This window comes from Frateuria sp. (assembly GCF_035695185.1).
GTDB lineage: Bacteria > Pseudomonadota > Gammaproteobacteria > Xanthomonadales > Rhodanobacteraceae > Frateuria_A.
This window is the reverse complement of the sequence record NZ_DASSES010000123.1, coordinates 1-16,636: the sequence shown is the minus strand read 5'-3', so window position 1 is coordinate 16,636 and position 16,636 is coordinate 1. Positions and strand designations below refer to the sequence as shown.

Below are 16,636 nucleotides of genomic sequence, written 5' to 3'. Positions count from 1 at the left end.
GGCCCGGCGCAAGCGCGCGCAAGCGCCACGCACTGCAGAATGCCCCTTCACGACCACGGGCCGACCCGATGAAACGCCGCTACCTGCTGTTCGCCGAATTGTCGTACGCCTTCGAAATCCTGCGCCCGTTGCAGGAAGCGGCCTGGCGCCGGGGCGACGAGGTCGCCTGGTACCTCAACGGGCCCGACCCGGGCCAGCTGCAACCGGGCGAACGCCTGCTGCGTACGGTGGCCGAGGTGAAGGCCTTCGCACCCGACGCCGTGCTGGTCCCGGGCAACGAGGTGCCGCCGTTCTTTCCCGGGCTGAAGGTGCAGGTGTTCCACGGCCTGGGCATCGAGAAGAAGGGCCACTTCCGCATCCGCGGCATGTTCGACCTGTTCTGCACCTTCGGCCCGCTGACCACCGCTCCGTTCGAGCGCCTGGCCCGGCAGCACGGCTGGTTCAGGGTCGTGGAGACCGGCTGGCCGAAGACCGACCCGCTGTTCGGCCCGGCCCACGACCCGGCGGCCGGCAGCGACGCACACATCCTGTACGCTCCCACCTTCAGCCCTTCGCTGACCTCCGCCCCCTTCCTGGCCCCGGTCATCGCGGACATCGTGGCGCGCCGGCCCTGGCGCTGGACGGTGAAATTCCATCCGAAGATGGACCCGGAACTGGCCGCGCCGCTGCGCGCCATCCGCGCCGACAACTACGCCATCGCCGAGGGCGAACAGCTGCTTCCGCTGCTGCGCGAGGCGACCGTGATGGTCACCGACACCTCCTCCGCGGCCGCCGAATTCATGTTGCTGGGCAAGCCGGTGGTCGCCTTCCGCAACCGGGCCCCCGGGCCGCACCTGGTCAACATCAGCGAACCGGCGCAGCTGGAGGGTGCGCTGGCCGCCGTACTCGAGGGACGGGATCCCTCCCTGGAAGGCCGCGAGCGCTATGCGGCCGACATGCACCCCTACCGCGACGGGCGCTCGAGCGAGCGGGTACTCGACGCCGTGGAGCGGATGCTCGAGCACCCGGACACGGGCCTGAAACGCAAGCCATGGAGTCCGCTGCGCCGGTTCAGGTACTGGCGCCAGCTGCGCTGACCCGGCCCCGCGACGCATCCACCGGCCCACGCACGACAGGAGCGGGGGCGGCAGGCGATACTTGCGAAATGCGCAAAGTGATCCTCACCTACGGCACCTTCGACCTGTTCCACGTCGGCCACCTCAACCTGCTCGAGCGGCTGAAGGCGCTGGGTGATTACCTGGTCGTGGGCGTGTCGACCGACGAGTTCAATGCCGGCAAGGGCAAGCAGACGATCGTGCCCTTCGAGGACCGGCTGCGCATCGTGCAGGCGATCCGCTGCGTGGACCTGGCGATCCCCGAACAGTCGTGGGCGCAGAAGGTCGAGGACATCCGCCGGTACGACGTGTCGGTCTTCGGCATGGGCGCGGACTGGAAAGGCAAGTTCGACGAGCTGGAGCAGTACTGCGAGGTGGTGTACCTGCCGCGCACCGAGGGCATTTCAAGCACCAGCCTGAAAGGACTGCTGCGCGTACTGGACAAGACCCACGTGGACGAGCTCAAGCAGGCGCTGGGCATCATCTCGGCGATCGTCGAACGCTTCGATTGAGGCGGCTTGCGCTGCCAAGGTATCCGCAATGCAGACCCTTCCCCTGACCCTGGTCGTGATGACCCACAACGAGGCGGCGACGATCGCGCGCTGCCTGGACAGCGTGCCGTTCGCGGCCGAGAAGCTGGTGGTCGATTGCGGCAGCACCGACGCCACCTGCGAGATCGCGCGCGCGCATGGCGCCCGCGTGGTTCACCAGGATTGGCTCGGCTTCGGCCCCCAGCGCAACTTCGGCACCACCCAGAGCGCGCACGACTGGATCCTGGCGCTGGACGCCGATGAATTCCTTTCGCCGGCGCTGGCCGGCGAAATGGCTCAGGCCTTGCCGGGGCTGATGGCCTCCGACGTGGCCGTCGGCGTCCTGCGGCGACGCACGCTGTACATGGGCCGGCCGATGCGCTGGTACCGGCCGATGGTCGGCGAGAAACTGGCCCGGCTCTACCATCGCGGGCGGGCACGCTGGCGCGACGTGCGCGTGCACGAGTCGCTGGAATGGCGCGGGCGGCAGGTGCTGTTCGGGGCTCCTTTCGAGCACGTCAACAACCCGACCCTGGTGCACAAGGGCCTGAAGGTGCTGCGCTACGCCGAGCTGAAGGCACGCGACTGGCACCAGCGCGGCCGCGCCCCGCGCATGTGGGACTGCCCGCTGGTCTTCGCCAGCACGTTCATCAAGGACTACCTGTTCCGGCTGGCCTGCCTGGACGGCTGGCGCGGCTTCATCGTGGCGCAGACCAATGCCGCCTACGCGGTCTACAAGCGGATGCGCTACTACGAAATGTGCCGCAACCCCGACTCGGTGGCCCTGGCGCAGACGGCACTCGCGCGCCACCGCCTCGACCGTTGACCGGCGGCCCGGTCCCCACCGGCTAGAATCGACCCGTTTTCCCGACCCGAGCCGCCCGTGCCGCCCAACGCCTACCGTCGAACCGAACACCTGCGCGCCCTGTGGCCCTGGCTGCCGTTGTGGGCGGCCGCGGCGCTGCTGGCCATCTTCTCGCATGGCCCGATGCCGCTGTACTCGACCCGCACGCTGGCGGTGGCCTGGGAGATGTGGCACCACGGCCACTGGCTGGTGCCGTTCAACAACGGCGAGCCCTATAGCGAGAAGGCGCCGCTGCTGTTCTGGATGATCCACGCCGGCTGGCTTGCATTCGGCGTCACCGACGTGTGGCCACGCGTGCTGGAGGTGCTCTTCGGCGGCACCCAGCTGGTGCTGCTCGCGGCACTGGCACGGCGGCTGTTTCCGGACCGCCCGTGGGTGGCGCGGGCCGCGCCGTGGATGTTGCTGGCGCTGGCCTACGCTTTCCTGTTCGGCCTGCAGATCATGTACGACGTGCTGCTGGCGGTGTGGTCGCTGGCGGCGCTGCTGTGCCTGACCCGAACGGGCACGCGTGACGAACCGCGCTGGTGGCTGTTCGGCCTCTGCCTGGGCTTCGGATTGCTCACCAAGGGGCCGGTGATGGCGCTGCACGTGGTGTTCCCTTGGCTGCTCGGGCCGCTGTGGAACGACTGGGCCAACCAGCATCGTGTGCGCTGGTACGGGCGCGGGCTGCTCGCCTTCCTGCTCGGTTTCGCCATGCTGCTGGCGTGGGCGCTGCCGGCCGGCTTCAGCGGCGGCGAGGCCTACCGCCAGCGGTTGTTCTTCACCCAGACCGCCGGCCGCGTGGTGCATGCGTTCGACCATGCGCGCCCGCTGTGGTGGTACGTGCTGGCACTGCCGCTGCTGATGTTCCCGTTCAGCGGCTGGCCGCGCGCCTGGGTGGCGCTGGCCATGCTGCGCCGGCCACTGGACGCCGGCGTGCGCTTCGCGCTGTGCTGGGTGGTGCCGGTGTTCGTCACCTTCTCGCTGATCAGCGGCAAGCAGCTGTACTACCCGCTGCCCGAATTCGCCGGTGCCGTGCTGCTGCTGGCCGGCGCCATCGCGTTGCTGCGCGAGCGGCATCCGGCATTGGCGTCCAACGGCTGGCTGGGCACCTGGCCGCTGGCACTGGGTGGCATCGCCTTTGGCGTGTTCCTGTTCGTGCTGCCCTGGCTGGTGGCGGCCGGCCGGCTGCACGGCGCGTGGTTCGATACCACCGCGGCGTACAGCCGCTTCTTCGCCGTGGTGTTCCTGCTGCTGGGGGCGCTGCTGCTGCTGCGCAGCCGCGGCGAGATGCGCCGGCTGGCGTTCGCCGGACTGCTGGGCACGCTGGCGATCAACACGCTGTTCACCCTGACCCTGTGGCCGCGCTACGACCTGACGCCGACGACCCGGCTGCTGGGTGCCGCCGACGCGCAGGGCCGTGCGATCGGCTACGCCGGGGTGTACGAGGGCCAGTTCCATTTCGCCGGCCGGCTCGACCGGCCGATCGTCGAGTTGCACGGCAACGACGCGATCGCCGCCTTTGCGCGTGCCCATCCCGACGGCCTGATCGTCACCCATCCGAGCCGGCTCGACGCGGCGGCGGTGCGCTATCCGTTGCTGGCGCAGCCGTTCCGCTCCACCTGGGTGGTGGTCTGGCCGGCAACCTCGCTCGCCGACCTGCTCGCCGGCCACCGGCCACCCGAGCCGGCCCAGCCCACGCGTGTGTTCCCCAATCCCGACGGCCGCGCGCGTTCGCTGCCATGAGCGCCGCGCTGATCGCCAGCCTGCGTGCGCAGTGCGGCGGTCCGCGCGACGGTGCCCTGCTGCGTTTTTCGCTGGGACATGCCTTGCTGGGCGAGGGGCAGGCCGCCGAGGCCGCCGAGGAACTGCGCCGGGCGCTGGCTTTCGACCCCGCCTATTCGGCAGCCTGGAAACTGCTGGGCAAGGCCTGCCTGGCGATGGACGACCGCGCCGGCGCCGCCGATGCCTGGCGCCAGGGGATCACCGCGGCAAGCCGGCGCGGCGACAAGCAGGCAGAGAAGGAAATGACCGTCTTCCTGCGCCGGCTCCCGTGAGGGTCACCCGCGGCAGCGGCGCCTCGGCCCGCCATCCGCCCGCCGCGGCACGCCGTCAGCGGCGATAGGGGTCGGGCAGGCCGTGCCCGGACCAGCGGTGGTAATGCCACTGGTACTGCACGAAGGCGCGCTCCACGCAGGCTTCCACGCCCCGATTGAGCGCTGCGCAGGCTTGCCTGGGATCGGCATCATCCAGCCCCGGGGGCGCCGGCAGCAGATGGATGCGGAAACCCTCCCCGCGCGGCAACCGCTCGGCGAAAGCGAACAGCACCGTGGCACCGGTACGCGCGGCCAGTCGCGGCAGCAGCACCATGGTCAGTGCGTCGCGGCCGTAGAACGGTGCCAGTTCGCCTTCGCCGGCGCGCGGCTTCTGGTCGGGCAGGATGCCGATCGCACCGCCGGCGGCAAGGCGCTTGTACAGCGTGCGCACGCCCGCGCCCTCGGCGCGCACCTGTTCGGGCGCCAGTGCGCCGCGCACGCGCCGCAGCAGGGGCTCGATCGCGGCAAGGCGCGGCGGCCGGTACAGGATCGCCATCGGCATGCGGCTGCACAGCCAGTAATTGAGCAACTCCCAGCACCCCAGGTGCGGCGCGGCGATGATCACGCCCTTGCCCGCGGCCACCGCGGCCTCCAGCAGCTCGGCACCCCGCACCTCGCGCACCATGGCCAGCGTCTTTGCCGGGCCGGCGCCCCACACCTTGGCGATCTCGGTGATCGACTTGCCGCCCTCGGCCATGGCCTGGCGCAGCAGCGCGGCGTGCGCCGGCCGGTCCAGCCCCGGCCGGGCGATCGCCAGGTTGACCGTGGTGTCGTGCGCGGTGCGCCCGTGCAGCCACAACGAAAGCCGACCCAGCGCCCCGCCCACGGCATGGAGCAGGCGCAGCGGGAGCAACCCGAACAGGCGCAGCAGGAGGTAGAGCAGGTAGATGTCGGGGCGCATGGAGGGTTGCCGCTTGCCGCGCTCTCGGGCGCTAAGGTAAAGGGAACGCCGGCCTGGCCGTTAAGCGCAGGACCAGGACGCTCCGCCGTTCTTGCCTATTCTTGCAGGGAACGCCCTGTCCACGCCCGCCGCCACCCATGATCAGCCTCATCCAGCGCGTGCTCTGTGCCAGTGTCGATGTCGACGGCACCACAGTGGGCGCGATCGGGCCCGGCCTGCTCGCCCTGGTGGCGGTGCAGCCGGACGACGGCGAGGTGCAGGCCCGGCGCATGCTGGAACGCCTGCTGGGCTACCGTGTGTTCGCCGACGAGGCCGGCCGGATGAACCGCTCGCTGGCCGACACCGGCGGCGGGCTGCTGCTGGTCAGTCAGTTCACGCTCGCCGCGGACACGCGCTCGGGCATGCGCCCGAGCTTCACCCGCGCCGCCCCGCCGGAGCATGGCCAGCGCTGGTTCGAGCGACTGGTGGAGCTGGCGCGCTCCACGCACAGGGGCGGGGTGGAAATCGGGCGCTTCGGTGCCCATATGGAGGTCAGGCTCGTCAACGACGGCCCGGTCACCTTCTGGCTTGAAGCGCCCTGATCCGGGCCCTGCGATTCGATGGCACCCGACACGCACCGTCCCACGCAAACGCCTGTCTGGCGCGATTTTTGCGTGTAGGGCGTGAGAAAATTCTTCCCTTTAAACTGGTCAAAAAAGCGCCACATCGCTATACTGATCGGTTCCTGCATCCGCGGCGGTAGGTATGAACAGCAAAGCTCCCGAGCAACAGTCCGAAATCAAGGCGCTCATTTCCAAGGGCCTGGAACAGGGCTACCTGACCTACGCCGAGATCAACGACCACTTGCCCGATGACATCGTCGATCCGGAGCAGATCGAAGACATCATGGCGGTGCTCAAGGGCGTCGGCATCGAGGTGCACGACGCCGCCCCGGACGCCGACCCGCTGGCCGACAACGCGCCCGGCTCCGGCAACGACGACGAGGCCGCCGCCGAGGAAGCGGTCGCCCTGCTCTCGGCCGTCGACGCCGAAGTGGGCCGCACCACCGACCCGGTGCGCATGTACATGCGCGAGATGGGCACGGTCGAACTGCTCACCCGCGAGGGCGAGATCGCCATCGCCAAGCGCATCGAGGAAGGCCTGGCCCAGGTGCAGACCGCGCTGGCCAGCTTCCCGCTGACCATCGAGCTGCTGCTGGAGGAATACGACCAGCACCTGGACGGCAAGCGCCGCCTGTCCGAGATCCTGGCCGGCTTCGCCGACCTGGAGCAGCTGGCCGACGAAGCACGCGCCGAGGCCGAGGAAGCGGCCGCCAACGGCGAGGTCGTCGAGTCCGACGAGGACGAGGAAGAGGACGACGACGACAGCTCCGAGGAAGAAGAGGCCGGCCCGACCGGACCGGACCCGGAGGAGGTCAAGCGCCGCATGGAACTGCTGCGCGACTACTACGCCAAGTTCCAGAAGGCCGCGCCGAAGGCCACCGGCATCACCGACAAGAAGATCGTCAAGCTGCGCGACCAGATGGCCGAGGAATTCCTCAAGCTCAAGCTGCCGTCCGCGCTGATCGACAGCTTCGTGCGCAAGCTGCGCGAGGTGGTCGGCGACATCCGCCACCACGAGCGCGTGCTGATGGACATCTTCGTCAAGCAGGTGAAGATGCCCAAGGCCGAGTTCCTGAAGACCTTCCCGAGCAACGAAGGCAACGTCGAGTGGGCCGCCGAGCTCTCGCGCAAGCGCCAGAAGTGGTCGCCCAACGTCAAGAACCATCGTGAGTCGATCGATGCCGAGCAGGAAAAGCTCGCCGCGATCGAGAAGAAGCTGTTCCTGCCGCTGACCGACATCAAGGAGATCAACCGCGCGATGTCGATCGGCGAGGCCAAGGCCCGCCGCGCCAAGAAGGAGATGGTCGAGGCCAACCTGCGCCTTGTGATCTCGATCGCCAAGAAGTACACCAACCGCGGCCTGCAGTTCCTGGACCTGATCCAGGAAGGCAACATCGGCCTGATGAAGGCGGTCGACAAGTTCGAATACCGCCGCGGCTACAAGTTCTCGACCTACGCCACCTGGTGGATCCGCCAGGCGATCACCCGCTCGATCGCCGACCAGGCGCGCACCATCCGCATCCCGGTGCACATGATCGAGACGATCAACAAGCTGAACCGCATCTCCCGCCAGATGCTCCAGCAGTTTGGCCGCGAGCCGACGCCGGAGTAACTGTCCAAGGAGATGGAGATGCCCGAGGACAAGATCCGCAAGGTGCTCAAGATCGCCAAGGAACCCATTTCGATGGAGACCCCGATCGGCGACGACGAGGACTCGCATCTGGGCGACTTCATCGAGGACACCAACGCCTCCTCGCCGATCGAGTCGGCCACCGAGACCGGCCTGATGGAAACCGTGCGCGACGTGCTCGCCGGCCTCACCCCGCGGGAAGCGAAGGTGCTGCGCATGCGCTTCGGCATCGACATGAACACCGACCACACCCTCGAGGAAGTCGGCAAGCAGTTCGACGTCACCCGCGAGCGCATCCGCCAGATCGAGGCCAAGGCGCTGCGCAAGCTGCGCCATCCGAGCCGCTCGGAGCAGCTGCGCTCGTTCCTCGACCTCGAGTAAGCACGCGCCTCACGCACCACCACGACGCCCGCCTCGCGCGGGCGTCGTCGTTTCCGGCACGCGTAGCGCCGCGCGTTGGCTCCGCCGCAAGCTGCCGCTACCATGCACTCCCGCCTGCAACGGGCGGCGCACCGCACACGGGCCTATAGCTCAATGGTTAGAGCAGGGGACTCATAATCCCTTGGTTCCAGGTTCGAGTCCTGGTGGGCCCACCAATCGCGTCCGCGCGTGCGAACTCCGTACGGCTGGCGCTCCCTCCACCTGCGCCAACAACCAGGCGCCAGACATCCACCGCGGCCTACCAGCGGACGCCTTCTTCAGGTGGACCGGCCACCGCAAAGGCCACGCTCGCCCACGCGCCGTCCGGCGACAACGCGGTAAGTGCATGGCGGCCAGGGCGTGCCAGGGTCAAGGTGATGGCCCCTTCGCCCCGCGTGCTGCCCTGTAGGCGGCCGTCGAGCAACCACTGCACGGTGCCCTGGCCGCCGAGTGCGCGCACCGAGAGGCGCAGCGGGTCGGTGCTGTTGGGTGCCTGGCGCAGCAGGCTGCCTTCGCGCAGGCCGCTGATGCGAATCGGAACGGCCACGGCGAGCGAATCCGGCGCGCAGCCCGGCGCCAGCGCGGGCAGGGCGGAGGCGGTGCGATCGGCGGCATCGAGCCAGGATGTTGCGAGGGTCGGCCAGCGCGCGAGGGTGAGGCGGCGTTCGCGGGCGGCGTGGCAGCCGGCGCTCAGGCGTCTGCCTTTCATGTCCACGCGTAGTTCGATGCGGCCGCTCATCCAGGCGCCGGGGTCGCGTTCGGCGAAGGTGGGCGGCAGCGCTCCGTCGAGGCTCCAGGCGGTGCGGCGCTGCCGGCAGAGACTAGCGTCCGTGCTCGCGGCTGGCTCTCCCAGCGGCCAGCAGATGTCGATGGCGCGCACGTTGGCCGGACGTGGCGCGTGCACGCCGCCGCGCGCGGGCAGCATGTCGGTGAGCTGGAACAGGAGCGGCAACGCGGTGACGGCACCGTACTGGCCGGGCGAGGGCGTGCCGTCGGGACGGCCGATCCAGACGCCAATCGTCCAGCGGTCGGTGACGCCGATCGCCCAGGCGTCGCGATAGCCGTAGCTGGTGCCGGTCTTCCAGGCGACCGCGGCATGGCGATCGATACTGCCTTCCAGCGGCGCGCCTTCGACGCCCGCCGGATTGCTGGCGAGGATGTCGCGGATAATCCAGGCCCCGCCGGGCGAGAGCAGGCGCCGGGGGCGCATCGGTTGCTCGGGGGTGTAGCGCGGGGCCCCGGCGACGCCGCCATTGGCGAACGCGCTGTAGCCGCCGACCAGGTCTTCCAGCTTCGCCGCAGTGCCGCCGAGGATGATCGACAGGTTGGGCCGCGCGCCCTCGGGCAACTGCAGGTCGACGCCGCCGCTGGCCAGCCGCGCGACGAAGCGGTTGGGCCCGACGCGGTCCAGTACGTCCACTGCCGGCACGTTGAGCGAGCGCTGCAGCGCCTGGCTCACGCTCACCGGGCCGCTGAACGCCTCGTCGAAGTTGCCCGGGTGATAGCCGCCGAAGTCCTGCGGCGCGTCGACCAGCAGGCTTTCGGAGGTGACCAGCCCGTCGTCCAGCGCCAGGCCGTAGAGAAAGGGCTTGAGCGTGGAACCCGGCGAGCGCGGCGCGCGCACCATGTCGACGTGGCCTGCGCGTTCCGGGTCGGCGAATTCGCCGGTGCCGATATAGATGCGCGCCTCGAGCGTGGCGTTCTCCACCGCGAGCACCGCCACCGAACTGCGCGGCGGCAGCCGGGCGAGATAGCTGGCGACGTGGTCCTCGGCGGCGCGTTGCAGGTTCGCGTCGATGGTCGTGACGATGCGCCGCGCGCGCGGCCGCTGCCGATGCAGGCGCTCGGCCAGCAACGCGGCGGTGAGCGGGGCGCGCAGCGAGCGCGCGACCACCGGCTCGATGGCCGCATCGCGCACCTGCCCGGACGTCCAGACGCCCTCGTCGCGCAGCCGGCGCAGCACCTTGTCGCGCGCGGCGCGCGCCGCCTCCGGATGGCGGTCAGGTCGCAACCGGCTTGGCGCCTGTGGCAGCACCGCGAGCAGCGCCGCTTCCGCGCGCGACAGGCGGCCCGCGCTTTTGCCGAGGTAGGCCCACGAGGCGGCCTCGACGCCTTCGATGGTGCCGCCGAAGGGCGCGTGGTTGAGGTACAGGTCGAGGATCTGGGTCTTGTCCAGGTGCGCCTCGAGCTGGAGTGCGCGGAACATTTGCCTGAACTTGCCACCGACGCTGTGCGGGATCGGCTCGATGATGCGCGCCACCTGCATGGTCAGCGTGGAGCCGCCCGAGACCACGTGACCGTGCAGCGCGCCCTGTACCGCGCCGCGCAGCAGCGCGTAGGGGTTCACGCCGGGGTGGCGGTAGAACCAGCGGTCCTCGTAGGCGAGCAGCGCCTGGCGATAGAGCGGCGAGACCCTGGCCGCGGTGGTGGGGTAGCGCCACACGCCGTCGCTGTCGGCGAAGGCGCGCAATGGGGTGCCGTCGCGGGCGAGCACGACGGTGCTGCCGGTGTCGGGGGCCGGCAGCGGGAGCGGGAACAGTCGGTCGAGGACTAGCGCGGCGAGCAGGAGCCCGCCGGCGGCCAGCGCGGCGGCGCGCAACCAGCGTTTGAGTCTCGACCGGCCGGCTTGTGGCGTCTTGCTCATGCGGGACGGCCCTTCGACTTCGGCCTGCGGCCTACGCTCAGGACCAACGGCATTTCCCACCGTTCGCGGCGAGCGCAGCCCGCGCAAGCGCGCGAAGTCGAAGCACATGCGCTAGCTCCCACCCCACCGACCCCGCATTTCACGGGCGCAGCAGCCGACACCAGTGCAGGCGGGCGCCCGGCCTCATGGCTCGACCACCGTGACCCTCGCCGGCACCGACTTGCCGATTCCGCGCAGCGCCGGCCGATACATGTCTTCGGCCAGCGGCGGCGGCACCGTGTAGGTGCCGGGCGTGACCGCACGGACCAGGTAGAACACGTGCGCGGCATCGCCGCGGCGAAGGTGCAGCGCGGCGGCATAGCGGTCGTCCCGGTATTCCTCGTGCACCAGGTCGGCGGCACCGCTGTGCTGCTGCATGTCGATGCCGTCGATGACCACCCCTTCCCACTGCTGCGCGCCGCCGAGGTTGAGGTTCTCCACTTCCAGGCCACCGGGCAGCAGGTCGGTGACCAGCGCGTCGGGCATGTCGGTACGCGCCTCCAGGGTCAGCTCGGCGATCAGCGTGTCGCCCTCCTTCAGCGTGCCGCCGGTCCACGGCTTGCCGTCGGTGGTGAAGTAGCTGCGGCGCACGTCGACCTGGCGGTCGTCGGCGGCGGGCGGCTGTTGCGGGATGCCCGCCACGTCCAGCGTGGCGAATACCGTGCCGGTGCCGGCCGGCTGCACGCTGACGCCGCCTTTCAGCTCGGCAAGTGTGAGTTCACGCGTCCACAGGCGCTGGTCGGCCGGGGCGGCTTCGCTCTTGCCGCCGATGGCGAGGGTAGCCGCCAGCGGCGCACCGTTGCCGGCGTCGAAGGCGCGCGCCACGCGGGCGATCGCCACCTGTTCCTGAGTCGAGAGGTAGGACCACGACCAGTGGTAGTACGGCACCTCCTGCTTGTTGGCGTGGTCGCGCGCGCTGGCGTTGCGCGCCCAGTCGACCAGCCTGGCGTCGTACGCAGGCTTGGCCAGTCCGTAGCGGTGGGTGAGCGCGACCATCAGCGCCAGGTCGCGCAGGTCGGAACCGTAGTCACCGACGTACCAGGGCCGCTCCTTGTTCCAGGCGAAGGCTTCGTCGATCGCCTGCTGTGCGCGTCCGGTATCACCCATCAGCTTGAGCGCGATACCAAGGTGCACCAGCGGCAGCGGCGCGACCAGCTTGTCGCGGTCGTGGTCGAAGATCGCGCGCAGCGTTCCCAGCGGCGCCCGGTTGACACGGGCCAGCACGAAACCGGAGTAGGCCTCGTCGGCGATGCGCAGGTGGTCGTGGTGTTCGTAGCTGTAATACGGGTGGCCGCCGCCGAGCAGGTCGTCGCTCAGGCGCTGCAGGGATTTCTGCAGCACCTCCTGTGGCACGGCGAAGCCTTCCTCGCGCGCATCGAGCATGAAGTCGACCACGTACGGCGTCATGAAGGTCTCGATCGGACTGGTGCCGCCCCAGAAGCTGAAGTGGCCGTTGCTCGCCTGGAACGAGGCGATGCGGGCCAGCGCGCCGTCGACCGCGGCGCGACGCACCGGCTCGCTGGTCGGCAGGCCGAGCGCCTTGGCGGTGGCCGGGTCGAGAATCAGGGCGGCGTAGCCCTTGCTGGTGGTCTGCTCGATGCAGCCGTAGGGGTAGTCGAGCAGGTGGCGCAGCGCCGAGCCGTAGGGCAACGGTGGCAACGTGCTCAGGGTGAGCTGGGCGCGCACGGTCGGTTCGAGCAGGCCGGCGACGGCGCCGGCGTCCAGGCGGGCGGGCTTGCCGGGCTCGATCGCCATCGGCACGGTCTGCTGTCGTTCGGGCCAGGCCGGGCGCACGGCGAATTCGAGGTGGCGATCGACGCTGAAGTCATTGAGGGTGGCGTGGATGTCCAGCTTGGCGACTGCCGCGCCCGGGCTCGCGGTGACCGGCATGGTGAGCGTGGTGCCGGCGCCGTCCTTGAGCGCCACCTCGCGGGTGGCATCGCCAATGGAGATCGGACCGGAGCCTTTGACCACGACCTTCGCGGTGCCGTCATGGCCGGAGAGGTTCTTCAGGTCCACGCTGATGCGCGCCTTGTCGCCTGCGGCCATCACGCGCGGCGTGCCCGGCTCGATCACCAGCGGTGCGCGCACGGTGACCGCGCCCTCGGCGTTGCCGAAACGGTCGGCGCTCCAGGCCAGCGCGGCCAGGCGCAGGCTGCCGTTGAAGTCGGGCACCTGCACGCGCAGCGTCGCCCTGCCCTGCGCGTCGAAGGCGACCGGCGCGGCAAACAGGTCGACGATCTGCACCTTGGGGTTCAACCTCGCCGCGTGCGGCAACGCCGGGCCGCTCATGTCGCCGCCGTAGCGCAGCGTTGCCTCGGCACCGTCCATCGCCTCGATGATGCGGCTGTAGAGATCGTAGGCATCCACGCTCAAGGCGCGCTTGGCGAACATCCAGGCCCAGGCGTCGGGCACCGGGTAGTCGGTGATGTTGATGACGCCCTGGTCGACCGCCGACAGGGTGACGTAGGCGCGCGTGTTGGCGAGATCCTTCGCCTGCACGGTCACCTCGAGCGGCTGGCCCGGGCGCATCAGCGACAGGGCGTTCAGCGTGAGCGGAATGCGCCGCTCGTTGCGCTCCATCGCGACGTGCTCGACGCCGAGTGCGCGGGCGGGCGTGGTGTGTTCGTCGGCCTCGCCGCCGCGGAACACCAGCGCGGAGACGTAGACGTCGTGGCGCTCCCAGTCCCTCGTCACGGGAATCTCGAACGTACTGCCGGCCTTCGCATCGATGTCTCGGACATAGAGCAGATGGTCGGACTCGACCAGCAACAGCCCAGGGCCGTCATGCGGCGGCGTCACCGTGACCTTCATGGTGTCGCCGGCGCGGTAGCGCGCCTTGTCCAGCTGCAGCTTGACCTTGTCCGGGCGCGCCTCCTTGCCGAGGTTCTCGTCCTCCCAGCTCCAGCCGGCGAAGAACGGGAACACCGTGGTGAGTTGCGTCTCCGGGTCGGAGACCTCCAGCCGGTAGCCGCCCCACTCCACCGGGAACTCGACGTGCACGCGCTGGCCCGCGGCGACATCGACGTCCTTCTCCTCGATCAGCTGCAGCTGCTGGTGCGCGTCGGAGGTCCAGCCGTCGCCATGCTCGTACAGCCAGTAGAAGTCGCGCAGCTCGCGCTGCAGCCGTACCTTCAGGTGATGCCCGGCGACCAGCTTGCCGTCGACGTCGGCGCGCAGGATTTCGAAGCCGGCCTGGCCTTCGCTCTCGGCACCTTGCTTGGGATCGAACAGCGGACGCACGCCGACCAGCTGCGGCGCCGGCCAGTACACGCGCTTGAGCAGGCGGGTGACGGCGCGTCCGCCGGTCTCGTAGACGCTGCCCGAGAGGGTCACGGCGAGCGGCACGACCGGCTTGACGTCATCCGGCAACGCGATCGGCTGGGCGAGCCTGCCCTGCGCGTCGAGCCTGGCGTCGAGCACGTCGTTGGCGCTCTTGGGCAGGTCCAGCGTGGGGTCGCCGAAGAACGTGTCCTTGAGGTTGTCCAGCGGATGCACCTCGGGCGCCACCAGCAGCTTGGCGGTGACACGATTGCCGTCGGCCGGCGCGCCGTAGAGATAGCTGGAGGCCACCTCGAGCTTGAGCGGCTCGTCCGGGACCAGCCGCGCCTGCGGGCTGTCCAGCGTGAGCTTCAGCCGCTCGGGCAGGAACTCCTCGACGTGGAACGGGAACGCCTCGACCGCCTCCTTCGCCGCAGGGTCCAGCCGGAATTCCAGCTGCCACAAGCCGGTCGGCGCGTCGGCCGGGATCGTCTGGGAGAGCGCGTAGTAGTCGAGGTCCGAGGGCGCGAGCTGCCGGTCGGCGAGCGCGCGCCCGTCGGGCTGCTTCAGGCGCACGAACAGCGATTGCGCCTTCATCGGCTTGCCGTCGAAATCACGCAGCAGCGCCGACACGCGCAGCGTTTCCCCCGGCCGGTACAGGTCGCGGCCGGACCAGGCATAGACCTCGAACGGCGCCTGCTTGCGGCCGGTCACGTCGAAGTTGGAGACGTCCAGCGCCGGGCGGTTGAACGGCAGCACCGAAACGTCGTCGCCACGGCGGGCGATCAGCACGTCGGAGGGATTGAGCCTGTAGGCGATCAGCGCATTGCCGTCGCCGTCGGTGGTCGCCTTGAGCCGCGCCTGCCCGTCCGCCCCGTCGATTTCCACCGCCACGCCGTCCACCGGCGAGCCGTCGCGCAGCGAGGCCACGTGCAGCAGCGCGTTGTCGCGGTACGTGCGCAGGTGCAGCCCCAGGTCACTGACGAAGAAGATCGCGCTGTCGTAGCTGCCCTTGAAGGTGCCGCCCTGCTTGACCACCGCCATGTACACGCCCGGCCGCTGCAGTTCGCGCACGCGCTGCACCGGCAGGTAGGTCACGGTGCGTTCGTTGTCGTCGCCGCCCAGGGTGTAGTGGTTGGCGTAGACCGAGTCGGCCATGTCGGTGATCGGCCGCTTCACGCGGTGACCGTGCTCGCACACGTCCCAGCGGTTGATCTCGTGGTCGAGCTCGTAGCTGTCGCGGTGCTTGTTCGACGGATAGGCGCAGTAGAGATCCGACAGCGCATCGTCGTGCACGCGGAAGAACTCCACGTCGGCGTCGTGCACGTTGACCGACACCAGCGGCAGCCCGCGGCTGCCGCGCGCCGGCAGCACGCTGCCGTGCGAGGCGAAGCCCACCGCCGGCGGCACGCTGCCGGAGTAGATGTCGCGCTTGAGCTCGCGGCCCAGCGTGCGGCCATCGGCGGCCAGCAGGCCGGCTTGTACCCGCACGGCGTAGTGGGTGTCGGGCTGCACGAAAGGAAAGCGCAGCGTCCTGCCGTCATCGTCCAGGCTCCAGCTGCCGCTGACCGGTTCGCCATGGCCACCGGTGACCGCGAGCTGGCGGTCAAACGGCTGCGCTGCCGCGAGCGGGGCACTGAAGCGCAGCACCAGTGCGGCGCGCGCGTCACGCAGGTCGGCACCGGCCGAGGCCAGGGCGAACGCCGCCTTGCCGGCCCCCGGCGCTTGCGTCGTCGTGCTGCCGGCGGGCGCGCCTTGCAGCGCCGGCCGGTCCTGCGGGGACCGGTCGCAGCCGGCCAGCAAGGCCCATCCGAGCAGGGCCAGACACAACCCGACCTGGCGCGGCCAGCGCGCCACCGACACATGCCACATGACGATCCCCTTTCCTTGAGGTGCATGCGCATTATGGCCGGGTTTTCTGGCGCGGCAGGGGCGGCCGGCAGACCGCCGGCGGGCGCCGGACATCAAGCCCCGGTCACCGTCGCCCATGGGCGGGGCTGACGCTTTCAGGCGATCGCGGCAAGCACCTGCGCCGTCCCCACCACCGTGGCGAATTCGTCCTGCAGGTCGCTCAGCGCGGCCGCGTGGACCTCCTCCGCCGGCCGCAGGCGGCCGTCCAGCGCGGGCCGCGCGAAGGTGGCGCAGGCGTCGGCGACCAGGTAGGTGTCGAAACCCAGGTTGCCGGCCATGCGCGTGGTCGTGGAGACGCAGTGGTTGGTGGTCAGGCCGGTGATCACCAGCGTACCGACGCCGCGCCCGCGCAGGTCCGCTTCCAGCCGCGTGCCGATGAAGCCGCTGTTGACCGTCTTGTGGTGCACCGGCTCGCCGGGCCACGGCATCGCCTCGGGCTTGGCGCGGTGGCCGGCCGTGCCGGGACGGAAAGCCCCGTCCGGCGCGGTGGAGTCGTGCTGGATGTGGATCACCGGCCTGCCGGCGGCTCGCCAGGCCGCCAGCAGGCGGGCGATGTTGGCCTCTGCCTGGGGGTTGTTGCGCTCGCCCCAGCGGGGATCGTGGAAGCCCTCCTGGACGTCGATCACGAGCAGGGCAGTGGAGGCGGGCAGTTGCATCTGGGCGT

The 16,636-nt window shown here is 70.1% G+C and carries 10 protein-coding genes, 1 tRNA gene and 1 pseudogene; 8 read left to right on the top strand and 4 right to left on the bottom strand.

All coding sequences use genetic code 11. The annotated features are described in order from the left end of the window. The first annotated feature begins 68 nt into the window (after positions 1–68). The 5 genes from VFH59_RS10125 (at position 69) to VFH59_RS10105 (ending at position 4,525) form a co-directional block, all read left to right on the top strand. Positions 69–1,076, top strand: coding sequence for a CDP-glycerol glycerophosphotransferase family protein (locus tag VFH59_RS10125; protein WP_325164770.1), 1,008 nt, complete (start codon positions 69–71; stop codon positions 1,074–1,076). A 68-nt stretch (positions 1,077–1,144) separates the two neighbouring features. Then, entirely contained in the window at positions 1,145–1,606 is a 462-nt protein-coding gene (locus tag VFH59_RS10120) for an adenylyltransferase/cytidyltransferase family protein (protein ID WP_325164769.1), read from the top strand. A 28-nt stretch (positions 1,607–1,634) separates the two neighbouring features. After that, on the top strand, positions 1,635–2,450 hold the full coding sequence (locus VFH59_RS10115) for a glycosyltransferase family 2 protein (RefSeq protein WP_325164768.1): 816 nt from the start codon (positions 1,635–1,637) through the stop codon (positions 2,448–2,450). A 57-nt stretch (positions 2,451–2,507) separates the two neighbouring features. Continuing rightward, positions 2,508–4,214, top strand: coding sequence for an ArnT family glycosyltransferase (locus VFH59_RS10110; protein WP_325164767.1), 1,707 nt, complete (start codon positions 2,508–2,510; stop codon positions 4,212–4,214). Further along, complete coding sequence (locus tag VFH59_RS10105) at positions 4,211–4,525, top strand: tetratricopeptide repeat protein (RefSeq protein ID WP_325164766.1); 315 nt, start codon at positions 4,211–4,213, stop codon at positions 4,523–4,525. Before VFH59_RS10110 ends, VFH59_RS10105 begins: the two co-directional genes overlap by 4 nt. 55 nt (positions 4,526–4,580) lie before the next feature. Here the strand turns inward: VFH59_RS10105 and VFH59_RS10100 are convergent, their stop codons facing one another. Continuing rightward, positions 4,581–5,465: a lipid A biosynthesis acyltransferase gene (locus VFH59_RS10100; protein ID WP_325164765.1), complete on the bottom strand. Its 885-nt coding sequence runs from the start codon at positions 5,463–5,465 to the stop codon at positions 4,581–4,583. A gap of 137 nt (positions 5,466–5,602) precedes the next feature. On the opposite strand from VFH59_RS10100, the gene dtd reads away from it, so the two are divergent. The 3 genes and pseudogenes from dtd (at position 5,603) to VFH59_RS10085 (ending at position 8,293) form a co-directional block, all read left to right on the top strand. Further along, a complete protein-coding gene (gene dtd / locus VFH59_RS10095; protein ID WP_325164764.1) occupies positions 5,603–6,046 on the top strand; it encodes a D-aminoacyl-tRNA deacylase in 444 nt (147 codons plus the stop codon). Positions 6,047–6,209: 163 nt separating this feature from the next. Beyond that, positions 6,210–8,078 (top strand): annotated as a pseudogene (rpoD, locus tag VFH59_RS10090) (RNA polymerase sigma factor RpoD). A gap of 139 nt (positions 8,079–8,217) precedes the next feature. Beyond that, positions 8,218–8,293 (top strand) — tRNA-Ile (locus VFH59_RS10085). Positions 8,294–8,376: 83 nt separating this feature from the next. Here VFH59_RS10085 and pbpC read toward each other — a convergent pair. The 3 genes from pbpC to VFH59_RS10070 form a co-directional block, all read right to left on the bottom strand. Continuing rightward, positions 8,377–10,761 carry a penicillin-binding protein 1C gene (gene pbpC, locus VFH59_RS10080; RefSeq protein WP_325164763.1) on the bottom strand — a complete coding sequence of 795 codons (2,385 nt, stop codon included), beginning with the start codon at positions 10,759–10,761 and terminating at the stop codon, positions 8,377–8,379. A gap of 183 nt (positions 10,762–10,944) precedes the next feature. Continuing rightward, positions 10,945–15,933, bottom strand: a complete 4,989-nt coding sequence (locus tag VFH59_RS10075) for an alpha-2-macroglobulin (protein WP_325164762.1) — start codon at positions 15,931–15,933, stop codon at positions 10,945–10,947. Between the two features lie 134 nt (positions 15,934–16,067). After that, a partial coding sequence (locus VFH59_RS10070; protein ID WP_325164761.1) for a cysteine hydrolase family protein occupies positions 16,068–16,636 on the bottom strand: 569 nt, incomplete at its 5' end.